The organism is Streptomyces sp. NBC_00539 (assembly GCF_036346105.1).
Taxonomy (GTDB): domain Bacteria; phylum Actinomycetota; class Actinomycetes; order Streptomycetales; family Streptomycetaceae; genus Streptomyces.
Map to the genome: position 1 here is coordinate 5264201 of NZ_CP107811.1, position 26707 is coordinate 5290907.

Below are 26707 nucleotides of genomic sequence, written 5' to 3' on the forward strand. Positions count from 1 at the left end.
CGGGACGGAAACCCCGCGTGGGGATAAGGAGTAGAAACACATGAAGACGATCGACGAACTTCTCGCCGAGGGCGTCTTGGGCAAGCGGGTCTTCGTCCGCGCGGACCTCAACGTGCCGCTCGCCGGCACCGAGATCACCGACGACGGGCGCATCCGCGCCGTCCAGCCGACCATCGCCAAGCTCGCCGAAGCCGGCGCCCGCGTGATCGTCGCCTCGCACCTGGGCCGTCCCAAGGGCGCCCCGGACCCGGCGTTCTCGCTGGCCCCCGCCGCCGAGCGGCTCGGTGAGCTGCTCGGCACGGACGTCGCGTTCGCCACCGACACCGTCGGCCCGTCCGCCAGGGAGACCGTCGCGTCCCTCGCCGACGGCCAGGTCGCCGTCATCGAGAACCTGCGCTTCAACGCCGGCGAGACCTCGAAGGACGACGCCGAGCGCGGCGCCTTCGCCGACCAGCTCGCAGAGCTCGCCGACCTCTACGTCGGCGACGGCTTCGGCGCCGTCCACCGCAAGCACGCGTCGGTCTTCGACCTGCCCGCGCGCCTGCCCCACGCGGCCGGCTACCTCATCGCCACCGAGGTCGGCGTCCTCAAGAAGCTGACCGACGAGGTCAAGCGCCCGTACGTGGTCGTACTCGGCGGCGCCAAGGTCTCCGACAAGCTCGCCGTCATCGACCAGCTGCTCGGCAAGGCCGACCGCATCCTCATCGGCGGCGGCATGGCGTACACCTTCCTCTACGCCAAGGGCTTCGAGGTCGGCATCTCCCTGCTCCAGAAGGACCAGGTGGACGTCGTCAAGGAGTACATGGCCCGGGCCGAGAAGAGCGGCGTCGAGCTGGTCCTGCCGGTCGACATCCTCGCGTCCGCGGACTTCCCCGACCTCAAGGGCAAGACCCCGGCCGACTTCATCACCGTCGACGCGGACAAGATCCCCGCCGACAAGGAGGGTCTGGACATCGGTCCCAAGACCCGTGAGCTGTACGCGTCGAAGATCGCCGACGCGGAGACCGTGTTCTGGAACGGTCCCGTGGGCGTCTTCGAGCACCCCGACTACGCCGGAGGCACCCGCGCGATCGCGCAGGCCCTCGTCGACAGCGACGCGTTCACCGTCGTCGGCGGCGGGGACTCCGCCGCCGCGGTGCGCACGCTCGGCTTCGACGAGAACGCTTTCGGCCACATCTCGACCGGTGGCGGCGCCTCCCTCGAATACCTCGAGGGCAAGACGCTCCCCGGCCTCGCCGCACTGGAGGTCTGACACTCAATGACCACGCGCACCCCGCTCATGGCGGGCAACTGGAAGATGAACCTCAACCACATCGAGGCCATCGCCCACACCCAGAAGCTCGCCTTCTCGCTCGCCGACAAGGACTACGACGCCGTCGAGGTCGCGGTCCTGCCGCCCTTCGTCGACCTGCGCTCCGTCCAGACCCTCGTCGACGCCGACAAGCTGAAGATCAAGTACGGCGCCCAGGACATCTCGGCGCACGACTCCGGCGCCTACACCGGTGAGGTCTCCGGCCCGATGCTGGCCAAGCTGGCCTGCACGTTCGTGGCCGTGGGCCACAGCGAGCGCCGCCAGTACCACGGCGAGAGCGACGAGCTCTGCAACGCCAAGGTCAAGGCCGCCTACCGCCACGGGCTCACCCCGATCCTGTGCGTCGGGGAGGGCCTCGACGTCCGCAAGGCCGGCCGGCAGGTCGAGCACACGCTCGCCCAGGTCGACGGCGGCCTGGCCGGTGTCCCCGCCGAGCAGGTCGAGTCCATCGTGATCGCCTACGAGCCCGTCTGGGCCATCGGGACCGGCGAGGTCGCCACCCCCGAGGACGCCCAGGAGGTCTGCGGGGCGATCCGCGGCCGCCTGGCCGAGCTGTACTCGCAGGAGCTGGCCGACAAGGTCCGCATCCAGTACGGCGGCTCCGTCAAGTCCGGCAACATCGCCGCGATCATGGCCCAGCCCGACGTCGACGGCGCCCTGATCGGCGGCGCGGCACTGGACGTGGAAGAGTTCGTCAAGATCGTCCGCTTCCGGGACCAGTAGGGCCCGGCCGTCCCCGCAGCGAGTATGCGCCAGGACGGATCCGTCGTACCCTTGCGGGGGCCAGGAGGCTGTACCACCAGCCACTGGCCCCCGCGCCCGGCACAATCGGATGGCCGGAACAGCCAGGAAAGTAGGAACCAGCCGTGATTCTGGGGTTCTCGATCGCCCTGATCGTCTTCAGCGCCCTGCTGATGCTGCTCGTGCTGATGCACAAGGGCAAGGGCGGTGGCCTTTCCGACATGTTCGGCGGCGGCATGCAGTCGTCGGTGGGCGGCTCCTCGGTCGCCGAGCGCAACCTGGACCGCATCACCGTCGTGATCGGTCTCCTGTGGTTCGCCTGCATCGTCGCGCTCGGCCTGCTGAGGAAGTAACCCGCGAGCCGAGCGTTCCGGCCATAGTGCCGGTCCGCCGCGCCCCCTGCGGCCTATCATGGGCTCCTGCGGGGGCGCCCCCTGCAGTTGCTGGACGGCCGCCCGGCCTTACGTAGACTTGGGCGCCCGCAGCGGAAAACCCCTCACGCTCCGCGGCACCATCAGGCAGGGAGTTACGACCGTGGCAAGTGGCAACGCGATCCGTGGAAGTCGGGTCGGAGCGGGGCCGATGGGCGAGGCCGAGCGCGGCGAATCCGCGCCCCGCCTGCGCATCTCCTTCTGGTGCTCGAACGGGCACGAGACGCAGCCGAGCTTCGCCAGCGACGCACAGGTACCGGACACTTGGGACTGCCCGCGCTGCGGCTTCCCCGCCGGCCAGGACCGGGACAACCCGCCTGCGCCGCCGCGCACCGAACCGTACAAGACGCACCTGGCCTACGTGCGGGAGCGGCGTACCGATGCCGACGGCGAGGCGATCCTCGCCGAGGCGCTCGCCAAACTCCGGGGCGAGATCTGAGAGTCGGCCCTCGCCGGTCCACTCAAGAGTGACTGGGGGCCCGGCCCGCGGGAGAGAACAATCCCGCGGGCCGGGCCCCTTTGTGCGCGTTGTCCCCCTTCGGATCCCTTAGGTTGGGGCGTGGCGGGGCACAACAGGACGGAAGAAGTGGGTTGATGTCCGAGATGAACGCAGACAGCCGTAAGACGAGGCTCAACCGGACGCCCGAGTGGCTGGCACTCGGAAAGCACCGGGAAGCGCTGGGGCAGACGCATCTGCGGGAGCTGTTCGAGACGAATCCCGGCCGGGGCGCCGGCTACACCCTGCGGGTCGGCGACCTGCACATCGACTATTCGAAGCACCTCGTCACCGACGAGACGCTCGCACTCCTGCGTGAACTGGCGTCGGCCACCGGCGTGGCCGAGCTGCGCGACGCGATGTTCCGCGGTGAGAAGATCAACACGACGGAGGACCGGGCGGTCCTGCACACCGCGCTGCGCGCGCCCCGGGACGCGGTGGTCGAGGTGGACGGGGAGAACGTCGTGCCCGCCGTCCACGCCGTGCTCGACAAGATGGCCGCCTTCTCCGAGCAGGTGAGGTCGGGGGAGTGGACCGGGTTCACCGGCAAGCGCATCAAGAACGTCGTCAACATCGGCATCGGCGGCTCCGACCTCGGTCCGGCGATGGCCTACGAGGCGCTGCGCGCCTTCACCGACCGCGGGCTGACCCTGCGCTTCGTGTCCAACGTGGACGGCGCCGACCTGCACGAGGCGCTGCGGGGACTGGACCCCGCCGAGACGCTGTTCATCATCGCCTCCAAGACGTTCACGACCATCGAGACCATCACCAACGCCACTTCGGCGCGGACCTGGCTGCTGGCCGGGCTGGGCGGTGACGACGCGGCGGTGGCCCGGCACTTCGTGGCGCTGTCGACCAACACCGGGAAGGTGGAGGAGTTCGGCATCGACCCGGCCAACATGTTCGGGTTCTGGGACTGGGTCGGCGGCCGCTACTCCTTCGACTCCGCCATCGGCCTCTCGCTGATGATCGCGATCGGCCCGGACGCCTTCCGGGAGATGCTGGGCGGTTTCCACACCGTGGACGAGCACTTCCGTACGGCGCCGCCGGAGGAGAACGCGCCGCTGCTGATGGGCTTGCTCGGCGTCTGGTACGTGGGCTTCTTCGACGCGCAGTCGCACGCCGTGCTCCCCTACAGCCACTACCTCTCGCGCTTCACGGCGTACCTGCAACAGCTGGACATGGAGTCCAACGGCAAGTCCGTGGACCGGGACGGACAGCCGGTGGACTGGGACACCGGCCCGGTGGTCTGGGGCACGCCCGGCACCAACGGGCAGCACGCGTACTACCAGTTGCTCCACCAGGGCACCCGGATGATCCCGGCGGACTTCATCGGCTTCGCCCGCCCGGTGGCGGAACTGGAACCCGAACTGGCGGCGCAGCACGACCTGCTGATGGCCAACTTCTTCGCGCAGACCCAGGCACTGGCCTTCGGCAAGACGGCGGAGGAAGTGCGGGCGGAAGGCGTCGCCGAGGAGTTGGTCCCGCACAAGACGTTCCGCGGCAACCACCCGACCACGACGATCCTCGCGGACGAGCTGACGCCGGCGGTACTGGGTCAGCTGATCGCCCTCTACGAGCACAAGGTGTTCGTCCAGGGCGCGGTGTGGAACATCGACTCCTTCGACCAGTGGGGCGTGGAACTGGGGAAGGTGCTGGCCAAGCAGCTCGAGCCGGCCCTGGTCGACGGCTCCCACATGGAGGACCTCGACCCTTCCACCCGGGAGCTGGTCTCCACCTACCGCACGCTGCGCGGCCGGTCCTGATCCGGCGGCGGGTGCGGGGGCCGCGACAGGCCCCCGCACCCGTCCCCACCCGTCCGCGGACCGGCGGGTAGAGCCGTCAGACCGGCGGGTAGAGGCCCGCGGGCAGCTTCGCCGCCGCCGGGCGGTCCAGCAGCCACAGGGTCCGGCTGCGCCCGTACGCGGCCGCCGCCGGGGCCTGCACATCGCCCGCGCCGCCGAGCGCGATGGCCACCGCGCCCGCCTTGTCCTCGCCCGCCGCCAGCAGCCAGACCTCGCGCGCCGCGCGGATCGCCGGGAGGGTCAGCGAGACCCGGGTCGGCGGCGGCTTCGGCGCCCCGTGCACCCCGACCACCGTGCGGTCGCTCTCGCGCGCCGCCGGGTGCTCCGGGAACAGGGAGGCGACGTGCGTGTCCGGGCCGACGCCCAGCATCAGCACGTCGAAGGTGGGGACCGGGCCGTGGTCCTCGGGCCCCGAGGCCTTGCGCAGCTCCTCGGCGTAGGCCGCCGCCGCCGCGTCGACGTCCGTCCCGTACGGGCCGTCCGACGCCGGCATCACGTGGACGCGCGCCGGGTCGACGGGGACGGCGTCCAGGAGCGCCTCCCGGGCCTGGACGTGGTTGCGCTCGGGGTCGTCGGCGGGGACGTAGCGCTCGTCGCCCCACCACAGGTCCAGCCGGGACCAGTCGATCGCGTCCCGGGCCGGGGCCGCGGCGAGCGCGGCCAGCAGCCCGTTGCCGTTGCGGCCCCCGGTCAGCACCACCGAGGCGCTGCCGCGGGCCGCCTGCGCGTCCACGACCTTCGTGATGAGCCGGGCCGCCGTGGCCTGGGCCATCAGTTCCTTGTCCCGGTGGACGACGACCTGGGGAGTCGTCATACCCATGTGCGTGCCGCCTTCTTGCTCGTGCCGGACCGGTCCGGCGCCTGAGGGAAAGGGAACGGCCGCCGGCCGGACCCCCTCGGGAGGGGGTCCGGCCGGCGGCCGAGAAACGTCACTGCTTGGCCGTGGCCTTCTTCGCCGCGGTCTTGGCGGCCGGCTTGGCCGCGGGGGCCTTCGCCGGGGCTTCCGCGGGAGCTTCCGCGGGGGCTTCCGCGGGAGCGGCGGCCGGGGCACCGGCCGCCTCCAGCCGGTCCACGCCGAACTTCAGCGAGGCCTCGTACGTGTTGTCCGGGTCCAGCCGGCGCAGCTCCTCCGCGAGCAGCTCGGCCGTCTCACGCCGCTTGAGGGCCACCGCCCGGTCGGGCTGACCGGGCATGCACAGCGTCGCCAGGGAGCCGTCCGCGCGGTCCAGGACGATCGTGCCGTCCTTGGTCTCCATGCGTACGGCGGTCAGGCCCGGGCCCTGGGACAGCGTGCGCGTCACCGGCACGCCGAGGCGGTCCGCCAGCCACATGGCCAGCAGCTCGCAGCTGGGGTTCTCGTCCTCGCCCTCGACGGTGGCGGAGATGACCGACACCCTCTGCTGGTCCAGCGCGGCGGCCAGCATCGAGCGCCAGGGCGTGATCCGGGTCCACGACAGGTCCGTGTCACCCGGTGCGTACGCCTGCGCCCGGGCGCCGAGCGCACCGACGGGCTCCTCCGAGGAGTAGGTGTCCGTGATCCGGCGCTGACCGAGCGCACCCAGCGGGTCGCCCGCCAGGTCCATCGGAGCCCCCTCCGGCCACCAGACGACCACGGGGGCGTCGGGCAGGAGGAGCGGGAGAACCACCGACTGGGCGTGGTGGACCAGTTCACCGTGCAGGCGCAGCACCACCGTCTCGCCGGTACCGGCGTCCGTCCCGACGCGGATCTCCGCGTCGAGCCGGGCGTCGCGACGGCTGCGGGGGGAGCGGCTGACCCGCCTGACCACGACGATGATCCGCGAAGGGTGTTCGTGGGACGCGTCGTTAGCCGATTTGAGCGCGTCGTACGCGTTCTCCTCGTCGGTCACGATCACCAGCGTGAGGACCATGCCGATGGCGGGCGTGCCGAGCTCCCGGCGTGCCTGCACCAACGCGGCGTTGATCTTGCTGGAGGTGGTCTCCGTAAGGTCGATCTTCATGGCCGGCGCCAGCTCCGTCCGTCTCGTGCGAGCATCTCGTCCGCCTCGACCGGCCCCCAGGTGCCCGCCGGGTACTGCGCGGGCTTCCCGTGCTTGTCCCAGTACTCCTCGATCGGGTCGAGGATGTTCCAGGACAGTTCGACCTCCTGGTGGCGCGGGAAGAGGTTCGCGTCACCCAGCAGGACATCGAGGATCAGCCGCTCGTACGCCTCGGGGCTGGACTCGGTGAAGGACTCGCCGTAGGCGAAGTCCATCGTCACGTCGCGGACCTCCATGGAGGTGCCCGGAACCTTCGAGCCGAAACGCACCGTGATGCCCTCGTCCGGCTGGACCCGGATGACCAGGGCGTTCTGCCCCAGCTCCTCGGTCGCGCCCGACTCGAACGGCAGGTACGGGGCCCGCTTGAAGACGACCGCGATCTCGGTCACCCGACGGCCCAGGCGCTTGCCGGTCCGCAGGTAGAACGGGACGCCCGCCCAACGGCGGTTGTTGATCTCCAGCTTGATGGCCGCGTAGGTGTCGGTCTTCGACTTGGGGTCGATGCCGTCCTCTTCGAGGTACCCGACGACCTTCTCGCCGCCCTGCCACGCCGCCGAGTACTGGCCGCGCACGGTGTGCTTGCCCAGGTCCTCCGGCAGCTCCACGGCGGTCAGCACCTTGAGCTTCTCGGCCACCAGCGCCTTGGGGTGGAAGGAGCCGGGCTCCTCCATCGCGGTCAGCGCCAGCAGCTGGAGCAGGTGGTTCTGGATGACGTCACGGGCCGCGCCGATGCCGTCGTAGTAACCGGCCCGGCCGCCGATGCCGATGTCCTCGGCCATCGTGATCTGCACGTGGTCGACGTACGACCGGTTCCAGATCGGCTCGAACATGGTGTTGGCGAAGCGGAGCGCCAGGATGTTCTGGACGGTCTCCTTGCCGAGGTAGTGGTCGATCCGGAAGACCTCGTCACGGGGGAAGACCTCGTGGACGACCTTGTTGAGTTCCTCGGCGCTCTTGAGGTCGTGGCCGAAGGGCTTCTCGATGACGGCGCGCCGCCAGGAACCCTCCTTCTGCGCCAGACCGTGGTCCTTGAGCTGCTGGACCACCTTGGGGAAGAACTTGGGCGGGACCGACAGGTAGAAGGCGAAGTTGCCGCCCGTGCCCTGCGCCTTGTCGAGCTCTTCGATCGTTGCCTTGAGGGTTTCGAAGGCCGCGTCGTCGTCGAACTCGCCCTGGACGAAGCGGCAGCCCTGGACCAGCTGCTGCCAGACCTCCTCGCGGAAGGGGGTGCGCGAGTGCTGCTTGACGGCCTCGTACACCTCCTGGGCGAAGTCCTCGTCGTGCCACTCGCGGCGGGCGAACCCGATCAGCGAGAAGCCCGGGGGCAGCAGGCCGCGGTTGGCGAGGTCGTAGACGGCGGGCATCAGCTTCTTGCGCGACAGGTCACCCGTAACGCCGAAAATGACCAGGCCGGACGGCCCCGCGATACGCGGGAGCCGCCGGTCCTGTGCGTCACGAAGCGGGTTCGCTCCGTTCACCGACAAAATACTCAGTCCTCCGCGGGGGCGAGGCGCTCGAGCTCCGCCTGGGTCGACTTCAGCAGGTCGTTCCACGACGCCTCGAACTTCTCGACGCCTTCGTCTTCGAGCAGCTGGACCACTTCGTCGTACGAGATGCCCAGCGCGGCGATCGCGTCGAGCTCGGCGCGCGCCTGCGCGTACGTGCCGTGAATGGTGTCGCCGGTGACCTCACCGTGGTCGGCGGTGGCGTCCAGGGTGGCTTCCGGCATGGTGTTGACGGTGCCGGGGGCGACCAGGTCCACCACGTACAGGGTGTCCTTGTACGCCGGGTCCTTCACGCCGGTCGAGGCCCACAGCGGGCGCTGCTTGTTGGCGTGCGCCTTGTCCAGGGCGGCCCAGCGCTCGGAGGAGAAGACCTCCTCGTACGCCTCGTAGGCCAGGCGGGCGTTGGCGAGCGCCGCCTTGCCCTTGAGGGCCTTGGCCTCGTCGGTGCCGATGCCGTCCAGGCGCTTGTCGATCTCGGTGTCCACGCGGGACACGAAGAAGGAGGCCACCGAGTGGATCTTGGAGAGGTCCAGGCCCGCGGCCTTCGCCTTCTCCAGACCCGCCAGGTACGCGTCCATGACCTGGCGGTAGCGCTCCAGCGAGAAGATCAGGGTCACGTTGACGCTGATGCCCCGGCCGATGACCTCGGTGATCGCGGGCAGGCCGCCCATGGTCGCCGGGATCTTGATCAGGGTGTTCGGGCGGTCCACCAGCCAGGCCAGCTGCTTGGCCTCGGCGACGGTCGCCTTGGTGTTGTGGGCCAGGCGCGGGTCGACCTCGATCGAGACCCGGCCGTCCTGGCCCTCGGTCGCGTCGAAGACCGGCCGCAGGATGTCGGCGGCGTCGCGGACGTCCGCCGTGGTGATCATGCGGATGGCTTCCTCGACGGTCACCTTGCGGGCGGCGAGGTCCGAGAGCTGCCCGTCGTAGCCGTCTCCCTGGCTGATGGCCTTCTGGAAGATCGACGGGTTGGTGGTGACACCGACCACGTGCTGCTGGTCGATCAGCTCGGCGAGGTTGCCGGACGTGATGCGCTTGCGGGACAGGTCGTCCAGCCAGATCGCCACGCCCTCGTCGGAGAGGCGCTTGAGTGCGTCTGTCATGGGAATTGCATCTCCTACTGGTCGTGTAAGGGCGTCAGCGCGCGGCGGCGGCGAGCGATTCGCGGGCGGCTGCGGCAACGGCCTCGGGAGTGAAGCCGAACTCGCGGAAGAGCACCTTCGCGTCGGCCGAGGCACCGAAGTGCTCCAGGGACACGATGCGGCCGGCGTCACCGACGAAGCGGTGCCAGGTCAGGCCGATGCCCGCCTCGACGGCGACGCGCGCACGCACGGACGGCGGCAGGACGCTGTCCTTGTACGCCTGGTCCTGCTCCTCGAACCACTCGACGGACGGCATCGACACGACCCGGGTCGCGATGCCCTCGGCCTGCAGCGCCTCACGCGCAGCGACGGCCAGCTGGACCTCGGAACCGGTGCCGATGATGACGACCTGCGGCTCGGCCTTCGCGCCGTCCGCGCCGGCCGCCTCGAACAGCACGTACCCGCCCTTGGCGGCGTCGTCGTTGCGCTCGTACGTCGGCACGCCCTGACGGGTCAGCGCCAGACCGTGCGGGGCGCCCTTGCCGAACACCTTGGTGTGGCGGCGCAGGATCTCGCGCCAGGCGACGACGGTCTCGTTCGCGTCGGCCGGCCGGACCACGTTCAGGCCCGGGATGGCGCGCAGCGAGGCGAGGTGCTCGACCGGCTGGTGGGTCGGGCCGTCCTCACCCAGGCCGATGGAGTCGTGCGTCCACACGTAGGTGACCGGCAGGTGCATCAGGGCCGACAGGCGCACGGCGTTGCGCATGTAGTCGGAGAACACCAGGAAGGTGCCGCCGTAGATGCGGGTGTGGCCGTGCAGCGCGATGCCGTTCATGGACGCGGCCATGGCGTGCTCGCGGATGCCGAAGTGGATGGTGCGGCCGTACGGGTCGGCCTCCGGCAGCGGGTTGCCCTCCGGCAGGAACGAGGAGTTCTTGTCGATGGTGGTGTTGTTGGAGCCGGCCAGGTCGGCCGAGCCGCCCCACAGCTCCGGGATGACCGGGCCGAGCGCCTGGAGCACCTTGCCGGAGGCCGCGCGGGTGGCGACGCCCTTTCCGGGCTCGAAGACGGGGAGCTTGTCCTCCCAGCCCGCGGGCAGCTCGTTGGCCTCGATGCGGTCGAACTCGGCGGCGCGCTCCGGGTTGGCGGTGCGCCAGGCGGAGAAGTCCTTCTCCCAGGCGGCCTTGGCCTCGCGGCCGCGGTCCAGCGCCTTGCGGGTGTGCGCGATGACCTCGTCGGAGACCTCGAAGGTCTTCTCCGGGTCGAAGCCGAGGACGCGCTTGGTGGCGGCGACCTCGTCGTCACCGAGGGCCGAGCCGTGCGCGGCCTCGGTGCCCTGGGCGTCCGGGGCCGGCCAGGCGATGATCGAGCGCATGGCGATGAAGGACGGACGACCGGTCTCGGCCTTCGCCGCCTTGAGCGCCTCGAAGACCGCCTTCGGGTCGAGGTCGCCGTTCTCCTTCGGGGCGACGCGCTGGACGTGCCAGCCGTACGCCTCGTAGCGCTTGAGGGTGTCCTCGGAGACGGCAGTCTCCGTGTCGCCCTCGATGGAGATGTGGTTGTCGTCCCACAGCAGCACCAGGTTGCCGAGCTTCTGGTGGCCGGCCAGGGCCGACGCCTCGTGGGAGATGCCCTCCTGGAGGCAGCCGTCACCGGCGATCGCGTAGACCATGTGGTCGAACGGGGAGGTGCCCGGGGCGGCGTCCGGGTCGAACAGGCCGCGCTCGTAACGGGCGGCCATGGCCATGCCCACCGCGTTGGCGACGCCCTGGCCGAGCGGGCCGGTCGTGGTCTCCACGCCGGCCGTGTGGCCGTACTCCGGGTGACCGGGGGTCTTGGAACCCCAGGTGCGGAACGCCTTGAGGTCGTCCAGCTCCAGGCCGAAGCCGCCGAAGTAGAGCTGGGTGTAGAGGGTGAGGGACGAGTGGCCCGCGGAGAGCACGAAACGGTCGCGGCCGACCCACTGGGGGTCCGCCGGGTCGTGGCGCATGACCTTCTGGAACAAGGTGTACGCGGCGGGGGCCAGGCTCATCGCCGTTCCGGGGTGGCCGTTCCCGACCTTCTGGACCGCGTCCGCGGCCAGGATGCGGGCGGTGTCGACGGCCCGCTGGTCCAGTTCGGTCCACTCGAGCTCTGTGGTGGTCGGCTTGGTGCTCACCGTGAGTCAGGGCTCCTCTCCACATGTTGTTTCCCGGTGACGAACGGTGCACCGGCGCGATTCCGAGCCTACCCCCGAGACGGCGCGCCACTATTCGAGTGCCGGTAGTGCGTCGCCGGGTCGCCGACTGGTGTTCACCTGCGCCCGGACCGATCGGCCCAACACGAGGCGACCCCGGGGCCGGGCGGGGTGAGGGCAACGTCTAGAGTGGCGTAGTACGTGCAAGCCTTACGGGCCTCTTGCCCCGGCTTGCTGAATTCTCTGTCAGGGGTGTGCGTGACGGCCGTCGAATCCCGTCCAGCGGGGGTGCTGGGGACCCCTCCCGGTCATCGGCCGTTCGGGGCCAGGGTCATGGCTTTCGTGGCTTTGACCAAGCCGCGGATCATCGAACTTCTGCTGATCACCACAGTGCCGGTGATGTTCCTCGCCGAACAGGGCGTGCCGTCCTTGTGGCTGGTTCTCGCGACCTGCTTCGGCGGATACCTGTCGGCGGGCGGCGCCAACGCGCTGAACATGTACATCGACCGCGACATCGACGCGCTGATGGACCGTACGTCGCAGCGCCCGCTGGTGACCGGCATGGTGAGCCCGCGCGAGTGCCTGGTCTTCGGCATCTCGCTCGGGGTCCTCTCGACCCTGTTCTTCGGTCTGCTGATCAACTGGCTGTCCGCCGCGCTCTCGCTCGGCGCGCTCCTCTTCTACGTCGTCGTCTACACGATGCTGCTCAAGCGGCGCACCGCCCAGAACATCGTCTGGGGCGGCATCGCGGGCTGCATGCCGGTGCTCATCGGCTGGTCGGCGGTGAAGAACGAGGTCTCCTGGGCCGCGGTCATCCTCTTCCTCGTCATCTTCTTCTGGACGCCGCCGCACTACTGGCCGCTGTCGATGAAGGTCAAGGACGACTACGCCCGGGTCGGCGTACCGATGCTGCCGGTCGTCGCCGGCAACAAGGTCGTGGCCCGTCAGATCGTCCTCTACAGCTGGGTGATGGTGGCCGTCTCGCTGCTGCTGACCCCGCTGGGCTACACCGGCTGGTTCTACACCTCCGTCGCGCTGCTGGCGGGCGGCTGGTGGCTGTGGGAGGCGCACGCGCTGAACGCGCGGGCCAAAGCCGGGGTGACGGGCGCGAAGCTCAAGGAGATGCGGCTGTTCCACTGGTCGATCACCTACGTGTCGCTGCTCTTCGTCGCCGTGGCCGTGGACCCCTTCCTGCGCTGACGCTTCCTCCGTTCATTACCCGCCGGTAGCATGCCGTCCATGGCAGACACCACCGCAGACACGAAGAAGCAGGACCGGACGGCCGCGAAGCTGGCCAGGCAGATCGGCGCGTTCGCCAAGCGGCACGGCGGCGCCGAGGGGCAGCTCGCGCACATCGGGCAGGCCGGCACCCGGATCGTGCTCGTCGGCACGGACGGCGGCTGGGGCGACCTGGTGGCCCCGACCTACGCGGCGGCCGAGCAGGCCGCCGAGAAGGCCGGGCTGACCCTCCACGAGGAGTTCGACGGCGAGTTCGCCGCCCGCGTGAAGACCGGCCCGTACGAGTGGTCGCGCATGGCCGGGATCCAGATCTAGGGCGTGTCCCGAGAAGTCCCGCCCGGCCCGAGGGGCCGGTGGTCCTTTCGGGGGCGGCTCGGTCAACAGCGCGAGCAACACCTGTCACGCCGCTCACCCGTTAGGACGTGTGGAAGCCGCTTCCTCACGTCCGCAACGGGATGCCCGGATGATCGAAACGCCGCCCCTGGTGGACCAGTACTGCCAGGGAGTGCTCCGCACCGAGCTCGGCCTCGGCACCTTCGAGGCCGAGCTGGTCCGCTCGGCAGGCCCGCCCGCCGCGGGCACCACCTTCTTCGACACCCAGACCGGCTTCGCCGTACGCCGCTGGTGCCCGCCGCTGCTCGGGCTCGAACCCCACTGTCCGCCCGTCCGCTACCTCGCCCGGCGGCGCGAACTCGGCGTCACCGAGGCCGGGCGGCTGCTGCTGCGGGGCGCGGGGATCGGCGCCTACCTGGTCGACACGGGTGCGCCCGGCGACCTCACCGCCCCCAAGGAACTGGCCCGCGCCGGTGACGCCGAGGCGTTCGAGGCCGTCCGGCTGGAGCCGCTGGCCGAGCAGGTGGCCGATACCTCCGGGACCGTCGCCGCCTTCCTCGCCAACCTGGCCGAGGCCGTCCACCACGCCGCCGCCGGGGCCGTCGCCTTCACGTGCGGGGCGGGCGCGCGGTATCCCGCCGTCCTGGCCCAGGCGCCCGAACCGCCCGGACCGGGCGACGTACGGGGAGCCGCCGGACGGTGGCTGGCCGGCCGCGCCAAAGGGGACACCGTGCGCGACCCCGTCCTCCTGCGGCACCTGCTGTGGAGCGCCGTCGCGACCGGGCTGCCGATCCAGCTGCACACCGGTGCCGCGGAGCCCGGGCAGCGGCCCGAGCACGCCGATCCCGCGCTGCTGACCGGCTTCGTACGGGCCACCCGGGGCGCGGGGGTGCCGCTGGTGCTCCTCGGCGGTTATCCGCACCACCGCGCCGCCGCCGGGCTGGCCGAGGCGTTCCCGCACGTGTACGCCGACCTGGGGCCGCTCCTCGCGCGGACCGGCGCGGGAGCGGCGGCCGTACTGGCCGAGCTGCTGGAAGTCGCGCCGTTCGGGAAGCTGCTCTACTCCAGCGGCGGCCGGCGGCTGCCCGAGCTGCACGCGGTGGGCGCCCTGGTGTTCCGCGAGGCGCTGGGCCGGGTGCTGCTCGGCTGGGTCGGCGACGGGGCCTGGTCCTGGCGGGACGCGGACCGCGTCGCGGCGATGATCGCGGCGGGCAACGCCCGTCGCGTCTACCGGCTGGACGAGCGGGCCTGACCGCCCGCGGCTCAGACGGCGGAGAGCTGGCTGTCGCCCTGGGCGGGGATTCCCGCCCGCTCCACCGCCCGCTCGCGCAGGCTGAGCACCACGCGCACGACCGAGATCCACACCAGGCAGGAGCCCAGCATGTGCACGGCGACCAGCACCTCGGGCACGTGGGTGAAGTACTGGACGTAGCCGACGGCGCCCTGGGCGAGCAACACGACCAGCAGGTCGCGGGCGCGCGCCCGGGTGTCGGCGGGGGCGTCCGCCACCCGCAGCACCAGCCACACCGCCAGCGCGAGCGCGCACACCACCCAGGCGGACACGGCGTGGACGTGCGCGGTGGCCGCCCAGTCGAACGGCATCCGCTTGATCTCGCTGCTGTCACCCGCGTGCGGGCCGGAACCGGTGACCACCGTGCCCGCCGCGATCAGGACCAGGGTCGCCGCGACCAGGGCCCAGGAGAGCCTGCGCACGGGGGCAGGGACGCGGGGCCGGGGGGCGGTGTCGCCCTCGGCGGTGCGCTGCCAGGTGACGGTGGTGACCGTGAGCAGGGAGGTGGCGAGCAGGAAGTGCCCGGCCACGCTGTACGGGTTCAGCCCGGTGAGCACGGTGATGCCGCCGAGGACCGCGTTGCCCATCACGAGGGCGAACTGGAGCCAGCCGAGCCTGGTGAGCGAACGGCGCCACGGCTTGGCGGAGCGGGCGGCGAGGATGCACCAGCCGACGGCCGCGCACAGCACGTACGTCAGCATGCGGTTGCCGAACTCGACCGCACCGTGGAATCCCTGTTCCTGGGTGACGATCAGGCTGTCGCCGGTGCACTTGGGCCAGGTATCGCAGCCGAGACCGGATCCGGTCAGCCGCACCGCGCCGCCGGTGACGACGATGGCCACGCTCATGAGGAGCGCGGCGAACGCGGCCCGCCGGACGGTCCGGGGTGACGGTGTCCAGCGGCTGGCGAGGAAGGCGAGGGGGTTCAACACGGCCCCTATCGTAGGCCGCGCCTTGTGCAAACTTTCACGAGGGGGTACCCCCGGGTGCGTCGGGGCCGATGACCAGGCGGAACTTGGCGCCCGCCGGGTCGCCTTCCTCGTGCCACCACACCCGCACGCGCCACAAGCCCTCGTCGCCCGGGTACTGCGCCGACGCCATGAAGGCGCGGATCAGCTCGGCCGCCACCTCCTCGGCCGTCCGGTCGCGGACCTCCGCCGCGCCCTGCCAGAGCCGGTCCGGTACCGTCCACAGCCCATCGGCGCCGCGCACCTCGATGCGCCACACCGCGAGCCAGGGCGTGACCTCCAGCTTCGTGGCGACCTGCTCGGGCTCCAGGCCCAGCCGGGCGGCGATCTCCGCTTCCGGGGCGCCCTGGATCCGGGCGGCCACCACGGCCCGGGGCAGCAGCCGCTCGGGCAGCAGGCCCTGGGCGCGCAGACCGGCGAGGGAGTCGAAGGACAGGTGGCGCAGCCGCAGTTCCAGCTGGCGGCCGATGTGGTCGAGGGCGCCCTCCGCCTCCTGCGCCTCCTCCTCGTCCGGCCCGGACAGCAGGATCCGGCGGAACCCGGCCTCCGCGTCCACCGCCCAGGCCACCGCGTCGTCGGCGAAGCCCAGTTCGGCGAGGCGGTCCCCGAGGAACACCTTGGCCTGCGCCAGGCCGCGCCGGTTGACCGGATCGTGCTGGTCGAGGCCGGCCCAGACCTCGACGGCGGCCCGGGTCACCTCACGCGCCCGCTCGCCGGCCGCCCGCTCCATGGGGCTCGGGCCGCTCTCCCCGGCCGCGCCGAGGGGATAGCGGGGCAGCCGGTCGGCGTCGCTCAGCGGCCAGGCCAGCCAGACGCCCTGGTTGATCAGCGACCGGGCGTACCAGCGGGCGTACTCGGGGTCGTGCCCGGCCGCCTGCCCGGCGTGCCGGAGTGCTTCCTCGATGGCGGACAGGGCCCCCGCCCGGTCCCCGGCGGCGAAGCGACGGGCCGCGAGGTCACCCAGGCGCAGGCCCAGCCGCGCGGCGCACTCGGCGTCGGTGCGGGCGGGCTCGCGCAGCGCGCCGATCAGCTCGGCGAGCAGCCGGTCGGCCTCTTCGGGCCCGGCGTGCGCCGCCCCCGAACGGACCCTCGCCCACTGCTGGTCCAGCCGTAGAACGGCTTCCCGCTGCCCCATGCCGCGCCCCCGGTGTCCTGGTGTGCGTCGCCGATGTGTGGCGGTGCCCATCCTCGTGCCCGGACAACGAACGGGGGAAGGGATTCACTCCCAGCGGAAGAACCGGGCCGCGGCGCCGAGCCCCAGGACCGACCAGCAGGCCAGGACGGCCGTGTCGCCCCAGGGCAGCGCCGCCCCGTTGCGGAGCACCTCGCGCAGCCCGTCCGACAGCGCCGATATGGGCAGCAGTTCCAGTACGGAGCGCACCGCGTCCGGGAACTTCTCCAGCGGCACGATCACCCCGCCGCCGACCAGCAGCAGCAGGAAGACCAGGTTCGCGGCGGCCAGGGTCACCTCGGCCTTGAGCGTGCCCGCCATCAGCAGCCCGAGCCCCGAGAAGGCGGCGGTGCCCAGCAGGAGCAGTACGGCGACCGCGAGCGGGTTCCCGTGCGGCGACCAGCCCAGCGCCAGGGCGATCACCGTGAGCAGGGCGACCTGGAGCACCTCGGTGACCAGCACCGACAGGGTCTTGGCGGCCATCAGGGCCCGGCGCGGCAGCGGAGAGGCGCCGAGCCGCTTGAGCACCCCGTAGCGCCGGTCGAATCCGGTGGCGATGGCCTGGCCGGTGAAGGCGGTGGACATCACGGCGAGCGCGAGGACGCCGGGCGCGAGGAAGTCGACGGACTTGCCGGCGCCGGTGTCGAGGATGTCCACGGACGAGAACAGCACCAGCAGCAGCGCCGGGATGATCACGGTCAGCAGCAGCTGTTCGCCGTTGCGCAGCAGCATCCGCGTCTCCAGCGCGGTCTGCGCCCGGATCATCCGCATCAGGGGCGCGGCCGCGGGCCGGGGGGTGAACGTACCGGCGCTCATGCGCGCAGCTCCTTGCCCGTGAGTTCCAAGAAGACGTCTTCGAGGGTGTGCCGCTCGACCGTGAGGCTGTCGGGCATCACCCCGTTCTGCGCGCACCAGGACGCGACGGTCGCCAGCAGCTGCGGGCCGACGTCACCGGTGACCCGGTAGACGCCCGCGGTGAGCTCGGCGGCCCGGGTGCCGTCGGGCAGGGCCTTGAGCAGCGAGGCCAGGTCCAGGGAGGGGCGGCCGGTGAAGCGCAGGGTGTTCTCGGCGCCGCCGCGGCACAGCAGCTCGGGGCTGCCGTGGGCGATCACCTTGCCGGCGTCCACGATGGCGACCTCGTCGGCGAGCTGTTCGGCCTCGTCCATGTGGTGCGTGGTGAGGACGACGCTGACGCCGTCGGCGCGCAGTTCGCGTACGAGGTCCCAGGTCGCGCGGCGGGCCTGGGGGTCGAGGCCGGCGGTCGGCTCGTCCAGGAAGACCAGCTCGGGGCGGCCCACGACGGCCATGGCCAGGGCCAGGCGCTGCTGCTGGCCGCCGGAGAGCCGGCGGTAGGGGGTGCGTCCGCAGCTGCCGAGTCCGAGGCGTTCCACCAGGGCGGGCACGTCGAGGGGGTCGGCGTAGAGGCCGGCCATGTGGCGCAGCATCTCCACGGCGCGGGCGCCGGAGTAGACGCCGCCGGACTGGAGCATCACGCCGATCCGCGGGCGCAGGGCCGGGCCCTGGGCGAGCGGGTCGAGACCGAGGACGCGTACCGTGCCGGCGTCGGGGCGGAGGTAGCCCTCGCAGGTCTCCACGGTGGTGGTCTTGCCCGCGCCGTTGGGGCCGAGGACGGCGGTGACCGAGGCCCTGCGGACGGTGAGGTCGAGGCCGTCCACCGCGGTTTTCGGCCCGTACCGCTTCACCAGTCCGCGGATCTCCACGGCGGGGTCGTTACTCATGCGGGTGAGTCTACGGAGGGCCGGACGGCCGTCCGGGCCGTGGGGTGGAGGGGGCCGGAACTCGCCCTCACGTGCGGCTTTGAGTGATCTTTAGACAAAATTAGGTAACCCTTAGTGACGGAGGACACCAGGAGTGGCGTCCGTCACCGCTTGTACGGCTCGGAGTAATTACGCAACAATGGCGTTGTGAAATACGGCGCACGGATGATCGAGACCCCTCAGGGGGAGCTCGCAACCGGGGAGCGGTCAACCCGCGACCGGGTCGCGCGCTCCATCCTGGACCACGGTCCGTCCACCGTCGCCGACCTGGCGCAGCGCCTCGGCCTCACCCAGGCCGCCGTACGCCGTCACCTCGACGCACTCGTCGCCGACGACGTGGTCGCACCCCGCGAGCAGCGCGTCTACGGAGCCCGCACCCGGGGCCGGCCCGCCAAGGTCTTCGCGCTCACCGACTGCGGCCGCGACGCCTTCGACCAGTCCTACGACTCGCTCGCCGTGGACGCCATGCGCTGGATCGCGCAGGCCGCCGGCGGGGGCGAGCAGGGAGAGGCGGCCGTCGCCGCCTTCGCGAGGGCGCGCATGGCCGCACAGGCGGAGGCCTACCGGGAATCCCTCGAGGCGGCCGCTCCTGCGGAGCGCACGGAGGCCCTGGCCAAGGCGTTGACCGCGGACGGGTACGCTGCTACGGCGAAGAGCGCTCCCGGTCCGCACAGCGGTGAACAGCTCTGCCAGCACCACTGCCCGGTGGCTCACGTAGCCGAGCAGTTCCCGCAGCTCTGCGAGGCGGAGACCGAGGTCTTCTCCCGCCTGCTGGGGACACACGTGCAGCGACTCGCCACGATCGCCCACGGCGACGGGGTGTGCACGACGTTCATTCCGCGAAGCGGAAGCGCCGGCCCCACAGGCGCCGCACAGACCGACACATCAGTATCTGCAAGCACGGCCGGGAGGAACCCCGCATGACCACGGAGACTGCTCACCCTGAGCTCGATGGCCTGGGCACCTACGAATACGGCTGGGCCGACTCCGACGCGGCCGGTGCCGCTGCCAAGCGGGGTCTGTCCGAAGAGGTCGTCCGCGACATCTCCGCCAAGAAGTCCGAGCCGGAGTGGATGCTGAACCTCCGCCTCAAGGGCCTCAAGCTGTTCGCCAAGAAGCCCATGCCGAACTGGGGCTCCGACCTCTCCGGCATCGACTTCGACAACATCAAGTACTTCGTGCGCTCCACCGAGAAGCAGGCCGCTTCCTGGGAGGACCTGCCGCAGGACATCAAGAACACCTACGACAAGCTCGGCATCCCCGAGGCGGAGAAGCAGCGCCTCGTCGCCGGTGTCGCGGCCCAGTACGAGTCCGAGGTCGTCTACCACCAGATCCGCGAGGACCTGGAGGAGCAGGGCGTCATCTTCCTCGACACGGACACCGCGCTCAAGGAGCACCCGGAGCTCTTCCAGGAGTACTTCGGCACGGTCATCCCGGTCGGCGACAACAAGTTCGCCTCGCTGAACACCGCCGTGTGGTCGGGCGGCTCGTTCATCTACGTCCCCAAGGGCGTCAAGGTCGACATCCCGCTCCAGGCCTACTTCCGCATCAACACGGAGAACATGGGCCAGTTCGAGCGGACGCTGATCATCGTCGACGAGGACGCGTACGTCCACTACGTCGAGGGCTGCACCGCCCCGATCTACTCCTCGGACTCGCTGCACAGCGCCGTGGTCGAGATCATCGTCAAGAAGGGCGGCCGCTGCCGCTACACGACCATCCAGAACTGGTCGAACAACGTCTACAACCTGGTCACCAAGCGCGCCGTGGCGTACGAGGGCGCGACCATGGAGTGGATCGACGGCAACATCGGCTCCAAGGTCACCATGAAGTACCCGGCCGTCTACCTGATGGGCGAGCACGCCAAGGGCGAGACCCTGTCCATCGCCTTCGCGGGCGAGGGCCAGCACCAGGACGCCGGCTCCAAGATGGTCCACATGGCGCCGCACACCTCCTCCAACATCGTCTCCAAGTCGGTGGCACGGGGCGGCGGCCGCACCTCGTACCGCGGCCTGGTCGAGATCGGCGAGGGCGCGCACGGCTCGAAGTCCAACGTGCTGTGCGACGCGCTGCTGGTCGACACGATCTCCCGCTCGGACACGTACCCGTACGTGGACGTGCGCGAGGACGACGTCTCCATGGGCCACGAGGCCACGGTCTCCAAGGTCTCCGATGACCAGCTCTTCTACCTGATGAGCCGCGGTCTGACGGAGTTCGAGGCCATGGCCATGATCGTGCGCGGCTTCGTCGAGCCCATCGCGCGTGAGCTGCCCATGGAGTACGCGCTGGAGCTGAACCGGCTGATCGAGCTGCAGATGGAGGGCTCGGTCGGTTAGTCCCGACCGGCCGTCCGGCCATCCCAGCACAATCTTCGACGTAGGCAGCGCTTCAAAAGAGAGTGAGCAACACGACAGCCATGGCTGAGGCTCAGAACATCCCGGCGGGCTCGACCACCGCCGGCGCGATCGCGGTGGCCGCAGAGTCCACCGTCGCCACCCGGATGAGTGCACCCCCGTCCTTCGACGTGGCGGACTTCCCCGTCCCCCACGGCCGCGAGGAGGAGTGGCGCTTCACCCCGCTGGCGCGCCTGCGTGGTCTGCACGACGGCACCGCGGTCGCAGAAGGCACGATGAAGGCCCAGATCGACGCCCCCGACGTCGTCACGATCGAGTCGGTCGAGCGCGATGACGCCCGCATCGGCAAGGCGGGCGCCCCCGTGGACCGCGTCGCCGCCCAGGCGTTCTCGTCCTTCACCAAGGCCACGGTCGTCACCGTGCCCAAGGAAGCCGTCCTGGACGAGCCGGTGCGCGTCTCGCTGCACGGCGAGGGTGGCACCACCTTCGGCCACACCGTCTTCGACGTGCAGGCCTTCGCCGAGGCCGTGATCGTCATCGACCACACCGGTGACGGCGTACGCGCCGCCAACGTCGAGTTCCTCGTCGGCGACGGCGCGAAGCTCACCGTCGTGTCCGTGCAGGACTGGGACGACACCGCCGTCCACTGCTCGCAGCACAACACGCTGGTCGGCCGGGACGCGAGCTACAAGTCGATCGTCGTCACCTTCGGCGGCGACGTCGTACGCCTGCACCCGCGGGTCAGCTACGCCGGCCCCGGCGGTGAGGCCGAGCTGTTCGGCCTGTACTTCACGGACGCCGGCCAGCACCAGGAGCACCGCCTCCTGGTCACGCACGACGCCCCGCACTGCAAGTCGAACGTGGTCTACAAGGGCGCGCTCCAGGGCGAGGACGCCCACGCCGTCTGGATCGGTGACGTGCTCATCCAGAAGAGCGCCGAGGGCACCGACACGTACGAGATGAACCGCAACCTCGTCCTCACGGACGGCGCCCGGGTCGACTCGGTGCCGAACCTGGAGATCGAGACCGGCGAGATCGTCGGCGCCGGCCACGCCTCCGCGACCGGCCGGTTCGACGACGAACAGCTCTTCTACCTCCAGGCCCGGGGCATCCCGGCCGACGAGGCCCGGCGCCTGGTCGTGCGCGGCTTCTTCGCCGAGCTCGTCCAGCAGATCGGTGTCCCCGACATCGAGGAGCGCCTGCTCACCAAGATCGAAGCCGAGCTCCAGGGTTCCGTCTGATGACCTACGTCAAGGCCTGCGCCCTGAGCGAGCTGGAGGACAACACCCCGAAGAGGGTGGAGCTCGACGGCACGCCGGTGTCCCTCGTCCGCGCCGAAGGGGAGGTGTTCGCGATCAACGACATCTGCTCGCACGCGAACGTCTCGCTCTCGGAGGGCGAGGTCGAGGACTGCATGATCGAGTGCTGGCTGCACGGCTCGTCCTTCGACCTGCGCACCGGAAAGCCGTCCGGCCTGCCCGCGACGCGCCCCGTCCCCGTATACCCCGTAAAGATCGAAGGGGACGACGTGCTCGTCTCCCTCACCCAGGAGTCCTGAGGTATCCATGGCAACGCTTGAAATCCACGACCTGCGCGTCTCCGTCGAGGCCGAAAACGGCGCCCGCGAGATCCTCAAGGGCGTCGACCTCACCGTCAAGCAGGGTGAGACGCACGCCATCATGGGTCCCAACGGCTCCGGCAAGTCCACGCTGGCGTACTCGCTGGCCGGTCACCCGAAGTACACCATCACCGGTGGCACCGTGACCCTCGACGGCGAAGACGTCCTGGAGATGTCCGTCGACGAGCGCGCCCGCGCCGGCGTCTTCCTCGCCATGCAGTACCCGGTCGAGGTCCCCGGCGTCTCGGTCTCCAACTTCCTGCGCACCTCCGCCACCGCGATCCGCGGCGAGGCGCCGAAGCTGCGCACCTGGGTGAAGGAGGTCAAGTCCGCCATGGAGCAGCTCCAGATGGACCCCGCCTTCGCCGAGCGCAACGTCAACGAGGGCTTCTCCGGCGGTGAGAAGAAGCGCCACGAGATCCTCCAGCTGGAGCTCCTCAAGCCGAAGATCGCCATCCTCGACGAGACCGACTCCGGCCTCGACGTCGACGCCCTGCGCATCGTCTCCGAGGGCGTCAACCGGGTCCGCGAGACCGGCGAGGTCGGCACCCTGCTGATCACCCACTACACGCGCATCCTGCGCTACATCAAGCCCGACTTCGTGCACGTGTTCGCGAACGGCCGCATCGCCGAGTCCGGTGGCGCCGAGCTCGCCGACCAGCTGGAGGCCGAGGGCTACGACAAGTACGTGAAGGGTGGCGCGACCGCGTGACACAGCTGCCTGGCCTCCTCACCGGCACTCATCTGCTTGACGAGGCGATCCGCAAGGACTTCCCCCTGCTGGATCGTGTGGTCCACGACGGGAAGAAGATCGTCTACCTGGACAACGCGGCGACCTCACAGAAGCCCCGCCAGGTCCTCGACGCGTTGAACGAGTACTACGAGCGGCACAACGCCAACGTCCACCGTGGCGTGCACGTGCTCGCAGAGGAGGCCACGGCGCTGTACGAGGGCGCCCGCGACAAGGTCGCCGCCTTCATCAACGCACCGAGCCGCGACGAGGTGATCTTCACCAAGAACGCCTCCGAGTCGCTCAACCTGGTCGCGAACATGCTCGGCTGGGCCGACGAGCCCTACCGGGTCGACAGCGACACCGAGATCGCCATCACCGAGATGGAGCACCACTCCAACATCGTGCCGTGGCAGCTGCTCTCGCAGCGCACCGGCGCGAAGCTCAAGTGGTTCGGCCTGACCGACGACGGCCGGCTCGACCTCTCGAACATGGAAGAGGTCATCACGGAGAAGACGAAGATCGTCTCCTTCACGCTGGTCTCCAACATCATGGGCACGGTCAACCCGGTCGACCAGATCGTCCGGCGCGCGCAGGAAGTCGGCGCGCTCGTGCTGATCGACGCCTCGCAGGCCGCCCCGCACATGCCGCTGGACGTGCAGGCGCTCGGCGCCGACTTCGTGGCCTTCACCGGCCACAAGATGTGCGGCCCGACCGGCATCGGCGTCCTGTGGGGCCGCCAGGAGCTCCTGGAGGACCTGCCCCCGTTCCTCGGCGGCGGCGAGATGATCGAGACGGTGTCGATGCACGCCTCGACGTACGCTCCCGCGCCGCACAAGTTCGAGGCGGGTACGCCCCCGATCGCCCAGGCCGTCGGCCTCGGCGCGGCCGTGGACTACCTGACCGCGATCGGCATGGACAAGATCGCCGCTCATGAGCACGCGCTCACCGAGTACGCGGTCAAGCGCCTCGCCGAGGTGCCCGACCTGCGGATCATCGGCCCCACCACGGCCGAGGACCGCGGCGCCGCGATTTCCTTCGTCCTCGGGGACATCCACCCGCACGATGTCGGGCAGGTGCTGGACGAGCAGGGCATCGCCGTCCGCGTGGGGCACCACTGCGCGCGCCCGGTCTGCCTGCGCTACGGAATTCCCGCGACGACGCGAGCGTCTTTCTACCTGTACTCCACTCCCGCCGACGTCGACGCGCTGATCGACGGGCTGGAGCACGTACGGAACTTCTTCGGGTGACGAAAAGTCGGACGACGAAGAGGCGGACGACGATGAGGCGGACGAGGACGCTGTGAAGCTGGATTCGATGTACCAGGAACTGATCCTGGACCACTACAAGCACCCGCACGGGCGTGGCCTGCGCGACGGCGACGCCGAGGTGCACCACGTCAATCCCACCTGTGGCGATGAGATCACGCTGCGTGTGAAGTACGACGGCGAGACGCTCACCGACGTCTCGTACGAGGGCCAGGGCTGTTCGATCAGCCAGGCCAGCGCGTCCGTACTGAACGAGCTGCTCGTCGGCAAGGAGCTGGCCGACGCGCGGAAGATCCAGGAAATGTTCCTGGAGATGATGCAGTCCAAGGGCAAGATCGAGCCCGACGAGGCCATGGAGGAGGTGCTGGAGGACGCGGTCGCGTTCGTCGGCGTCTCCAAGTATCCGGCGCGGGTGAAGTGTGCTCTGCTGAGTTGGATGGCGTGGAAGGACGCGACCGCCCAGGCCCTGGGCGACGCCGAGAGGAAGACGGCATGACCGAGAACGCGACGCCCGAGGCGTCGATCAAGCCGGCCACCGAGGAAGAGGTCCGTGAGGCCCTCTACGACGTGGTCGACCCCGAGCTGGGCATCGACGTCGTCAACCTGGGCCTGATCTACGGCATCCACATCGACGACGCCAACATCGCCACCCTCGACATGACGCTGACGTCGGCGGCCTGCCCGCTGACGGACGTCATCGAGGACCAGGCGAAGTCGGCGACGGACGGCATCGTCAACGAGCTCCGGATCAACTGGGTCTGGATGCCGCCGTGGGGCCCCGACAAGATCACTGACGACGGTCGTGAGCAGCTGCGCGCGCTCGGCTTCAACGTCTGAGTCCCGTCTGCGTTCCGCGTACGCGGGAGGGCCCCCGGCACCATCGTGCCGGGGGCCCTCCGCGTCCGTGCGGGCGGTCCGTGTTCTTCCCGTGGTCGGCCCGCGTGCACCGGGAGTTGGCCGCGGTGGCCGAACCTTCGCGACGGACGTCACGAGGTGGCGGACGCACACGAGAGGACCCTTCGGATGAAGAAGCAGCTGGGCACCGCCGCGATCGCGGCGCTGGTCGTCGCCGGGGCGGCCCTGCCCGCGCACGCGGTGACGTACGGTACGCCGACCCTCACCCTTTCCTCGTCCTACCTGTCCGGCGCCGTCGGCGGGGTCGGTGACCAGACCGTCTCCGTGACCGTTGGGCAGAGCGGCGCCGACGTGTCCGCGCTGACCGTCAGCGCCTCCGCGTCCAGCAGGGCCTCCGTCGCCGGCCCCGGTGACGTCACGGTCACCGGGGCCGGCGCGGTGCGGCAGCTCGCCGTCACCGCGCGGGGCCGCGGCTACACCGACCTGACCGTCAAGGTGACCGGACTCGGCGGCAAGACCGCCACCAAGACCCTGTCCTACGCGGCCTCCGCCGCGGTGCAGGATCCCGCCGACGCCCGCTACCTCAGCGGCGCCTCGGACTCCTCGGCCGCCGTGGACGTCGGCGGCGGGTACACCGTCGTCGCCGACGACGAGAACAACGTGCTGCGCCTGTACGACCGCGCCCGCTCCGCCGCGCCGGTGCGGACCTGGGACTTCAGCTCCCAGCTCGGTGTCACCAAGGAGGTGGACATCGAGGGGGCGACCCGGATCGGCAACACCGTCTACTGGACCGGCTCGCTCGGCAACAACAAGGACGGCGAGTACAAGGCGCCCCGGAACACGGTCTTCACCACCACCGTCAGCGGCTCGGGCTCCGGCACGCAACTGGCGTACGGACGCTCGTACAAGAAGCTCCGCGACGACCTGGTGGCCTGGGACGAGGCGAACGGGAACCGGTACGGCTTCGCCGCCGGCACCGCGGCCGGCGAGGCGCCCAAGCAGATCGACGGTTTCAACGCCGAGGGGCTGGAGTTCGCGCCCGGCTCCACGACCACCGCCTACCTGGGGTTCCGGGCCCCGCTGGCGCCCGCCGTGCCGGGCGGCAAGGCGCTGCTCGTGCCGGTGACCAACTTCGACGAGGTGCTCTCCAGCGGCGCCAAGGCGGTCTTCGGCAGCGGCGTCGAGCTCGACCTGGGTGGGCTCGCCGTCCGGGACATCCGCAAGAACGCGGCGGACCAGTACCTGATCCTGGCCGGCTCCTGGGCCGCCGACGACAACTCCGACCCGTACGCCCTCTACCAGTGGGACGGGGTCGCCGGCCACGCCCCGGTCAAGCGCGCCGACCTGCCGACGACCGACCCCGGCGGCTGGGAGGCCATCGTGGAGGTGCCGGACCTGTCGCTCCCGGGCGCACGGGTGCAGCTGATCACGGACAGCGGGTCGGCGGACCTGTACGGCGACGGGGTCGAGGCCAAGGACCTGACGCACCCGGAGTGGAAGAAGGCGCGCACGGCCTGGTTCACGCTGAACTAGCCT

The 26707-nt window shown here is 70.6% G+C and carries 26 protein-coding genes; 17 read left to right on the forward strand and 9 right to left on the reverse strand.

Annotated features, from left to right (window positions below):
* The first annotated feature begins 40 nt into the window (after window positions 1–40).
* The 5 genes from OG861_RS23600 to pgi all read left to right on the forward strand — a co-directional run bounded on the left by OG861_RS23600 (window position 41) and on the right by pgi (window position 4746).
* Window positions 41–1252 carry a phosphoglycerate kinase gene (locus OG861_RS23600; RefSeq protein ID WP_329194291.1) on the forward strand — a complete coding sequence of 404 codons (1212 nt, stop codon included), beginning with the start codon at window positions 41–43 and terminating at the stop codon, window positions 1250–1252.
* Window positions 1253–1258: 6 nt separating this feature from the next.
* Entirely contained in the window at window positions 1259–2035 is a 777-nt protein-coding gene (gene tpiA / locus OG861_RS23605) for a triose-phosphate isomerase (RefSeq protein ID WP_329194288.1), read from the forward strand.
* Between the two features lie 149 nt (window positions 2036–2184).
* A complete protein-coding gene (gene secG, locus OG861_RS23610; protein ID WP_190182709.1) occupies window positions 2185–2406 on the forward strand; it encodes a preprotein translocase subunit SecG in 222 nt (73 codons plus the stop codon).
* A 181-nt stretch (window positions 2407–2587) separates the two neighbouring features.
* Complete coding sequence (locus OG861_RS23615) at window positions 2588–2923, forward strand: RNA polymerase-binding protein RbpA (RefSeq protein WP_007263454.1); 336 nt, start codon at window positions 2588–2590, stop codon at window positions 2921–2923.
* Between the two features lie 164 nt (window positions 2924–3087).
* Entirely contained in the window at window positions 3088–4746 is a 1659-nt protein-coding gene (pgi, locus tag OG861_RS23620) for a glucose-6-phosphate isomerase (RefSeq protein WP_329202102.1), read from the forward strand.
* A gap of 76 nt (window positions 4747–4822) precedes the next feature.
* Here the strand turns inward: pgi and pgl are convergent, their stop codons facing one another.
* The 5 genes from pgl to tkt form a co-directional block, all read right to left on the reverse strand.
* Window positions 4823–5599 (reverse strand): 6-phosphogluconolactonase, encoded by a 777-nt coding sequence (gene pgl / locus OG861_RS23625; protein WP_329194286.1) that lies wholly within the window; start codon window positions 5597–5599, stop codon window positions 4823–4825.
* Window positions 5600–5714: 115 nt separating this feature from the next.
* Window positions 5715–6764 (reverse strand): glucose-6-phosphate dehydrogenase assembly protein OpcA, encoded by a 1050-nt coding sequence (gene opcA / locus OG861_RS23630; protein ID WP_329194284.1) that lies wholly within the window; start codon window positions 6762–6764, stop codon window positions 5715–5717.
* A complete protein-coding gene (gene zwf, locus OG861_RS23635; protein WP_329202100.1) occupies window positions 6761–8290 on the reverse strand; it encodes a glucose-6-phosphate dehydrogenase in 1530 nt (509 codons plus the stop codon). Before zwf ends, opcA begins: the two co-directional genes overlap by 4 nt.
* A gap of 2 nt (window positions 8291–8292) precedes the next feature.
* Complete coding sequence (gene tal, locus OG861_RS23640) at window positions 8293–9411, reverse strand: transaldolase (RefSeq protein WP_329194282.1); 1119 nt, start codon at window positions 9409–9411, stop codon at window positions 8293–8295.
* Window positions 9412–9445: 34 nt separating this feature from the next.
* Window positions 9446–11548 carry a transketolase gene (gene tkt, locus OG861_RS23645; RefSeq protein ID WP_329194281.1) on the reverse strand — a complete coding sequence of 701 codons (2103 nt, stop codon included), beginning with the start codon at window positions 11546–11548 and terminating at the stop codon, window positions 9446–9448.
* Between the two features lie 276 nt (window positions 11549–11824).
* On the opposite strand from tkt, the gene OG861_RS23650 reads away from it, so the two are divergent.
* The 3 genes from OG861_RS23650 (at window position 11825) to OG861_RS23660 (ending at window position 14390) form a co-directional block, all read left to right on the forward strand.
* Window positions 11825–12766 carry a heme o synthase gene (locus OG861_RS23650; RefSeq protein ID WP_329194279.1) on the forward strand — a complete coding sequence of 314 codons (942 nt, stop codon included), beginning with the start codon at window positions 11825–11827 and terminating at the stop codon, window positions 12764–12766.
* A 39-nt stretch (window positions 12767–12805) separates the two neighbouring features.
* The gene (locus OG861_RS23655; RefSeq protein WP_329194277.1) at window positions 12806–13120 is read left to right on the forward strand and encodes a hypothetical protein; all 315 of its coding nucleotides are present in this window, start codon (window positions 12806–12808) and stop codon (window positions 13118–13120) included.
* 148 nt (window positions 13121–13268) lie between these two features.
* The gene (locus OG861_RS23660; RefSeq protein WP_329194275.1) at window positions 13269–14390 is read left to right on the forward strand and encodes an amidohydrolase family protein; all 1122 of its coding nucleotides are present in this window, start codon (window positions 13269–13271) and stop codon (window positions 14388–14390) included.
* Window positions 14391–14401: 11 nt separating this feature from the next.
* Here OG861_RS23660 and OG861_RS23665 read toward each other — a convergent pair whose 3' ends face one another.
* The 4 genes from OG861_RS23665 to OG861_RS23680 form a co-directional block, all read right to left on the reverse strand.
* On the reverse strand, window positions 14402–15391 hold the full coding sequence (locus OG861_RS23665) for a COX15/CtaA family protein (protein ID WP_329194273.1): 990 nt from the start codon (window positions 15389–15391) through the stop codon (window positions 14402–14404).
* A gap of 4 nt (window positions 15392–15395) precedes the next feature.
* Window positions 15396–16532 carry a hypothetical protein gene (locus tag OG861_RS23670; protein ID WP_329194271.1) on the reverse strand — a complete coding sequence of 379 codons (1137 nt, stop codon included), beginning with the start codon at window positions 16530–16532 and terminating at the stop codon, window positions 15396–15398.
* 84 nt (window positions 16533–16616) lie between these two features.
* Complete coding sequence (locus tag OG861_RS23675; RefSeq protein WP_329194269.1) at window positions 16617–17384, reverse strand: ABC transporter permease; 768 nt, start codon at window positions 17382–17384, stop codon at window positions 16617–16619.
* Window positions 17381–18307: an ABC transporter ATP-binding protein gene (locus OG861_RS23680; protein WP_329194267.1), complete on the reverse strand. Its 927-nt coding sequence runs from the start codon at window positions 18305–18307 to the stop codon at window positions 17381–17383. Before OG861_RS23680 ends, OG861_RS23675 begins: the two co-directional genes overlap by 4 nt.
* A gap of 204 nt (window positions 18308–18511) precedes the next feature.
* Between OG861_RS23680 and OG861_RS23685 the strand changes: the two genes are divergently transcribed.
* From OG861_RS23685 to OG861_RS23725, 9 genes are all read left to right on the forward strand, one after another.
* Window positions 18512–19270 carry a helix-turn-helix transcriptional regulator gene (locus OG861_RS23685; protein WP_329194266.1) on the forward strand — a complete coding sequence of 253 codons (759 nt, stop codon included), beginning with the start codon at window positions 18512–18514 and terminating at the stop codon, window positions 19268–19270.
* Window positions 19267–20682, forward strand: coding sequence for a Fe-S cluster assembly protein SufB (sufB, locus tag OG861_RS23690; RefSeq protein WP_329194265.1), 1416 nt, complete (start codon window positions 19267–19269; stop codon window positions 20680–20682). Before OG861_RS23685 ends, sufB begins: the two co-directional genes overlap by 4 nt.
* Before the next feature lie 80 nt (window positions 20683–20762).
* Window positions 20763–21941: a Fe-S cluster assembly protein SufD gene (sufD, locus tag OG861_RS23695; RefSeq protein WP_329194263.1), complete on the forward strand. Its 1179-nt coding sequence runs from the start codon at window positions 20763–20765 to the stop codon at window positions 21939–21941.
* On the forward strand, window positions 21941–22258 hold the full coding sequence (locus OG861_RS23700) for a bifunctional 3-phenylpropionate/cinnamic acid dioxygenase ferredoxin subunit (protein ID WP_329194261.1): 318 nt from the start codon (window positions 21941–21943) through the stop codon (window positions 22256–22258). The genes sufD and OG861_RS23700 overlap by 1 nt, the downstream gene beginning before the upstream one ends.
* Before the next feature lie 7 nt (window positions 22259–22265).
* A complete protein-coding gene (gene sufC, locus OG861_RS23705; protein WP_329194259.1) occupies window positions 22266–23030 on the forward strand; it encodes a Fe-S cluster assembly ATPase SufC in 765 nt (254 codons plus the stop codon).
* Window positions 23027–24298: a cysteine desulfurase gene (locus tag OG861_RS23710; RefSeq protein WP_329194258.1), complete on the forward strand. Its 1272-nt coding sequence runs from the start codon at window positions 23027–23029 to the stop codon at window positions 24296–24298. The genes sufC and OG861_RS23710 overlap by 4 nt, the downstream gene beginning before the upstream one ends.
* Before the next feature lie 52 nt (window positions 24299–24350).
* Window positions 24351–24812 carry a Fe-S cluster assembly sulfur transfer protein SufU gene (sufU, locus tag OG861_RS23715; protein WP_329194256.1) on the forward strand — a complete coding sequence of 154 codons (462 nt, stop codon included), beginning with the start codon at window positions 24351–24353 and terminating at the stop codon, window positions 24810–24812.
* Window positions 24809–25153 (forward strand): metal-sulfur cluster assembly factor, encoded by a 345-nt coding sequence (locus OG861_RS23720; protein WP_030388904.1) that lies wholly within the window; start codon window positions 24809–24811, stop codon window positions 25151–25153. The genes sufU and OG861_RS23720 overlap by 4 nt, the downstream gene beginning before the upstream one ends.
* Window positions 25154–25339: 186 nt before the next feature.
* A complete protein-coding gene (locus OG861_RS23725) occupies window positions 25340–26704 on the forward strand; it encodes a hypothetical protein (protein ID WP_329194254.1) in 1365 nt (454 codons plus the stop codon).
* The last annotated feature ends 3 nt before the right edge of the window (window positions 26705–26707 follow it).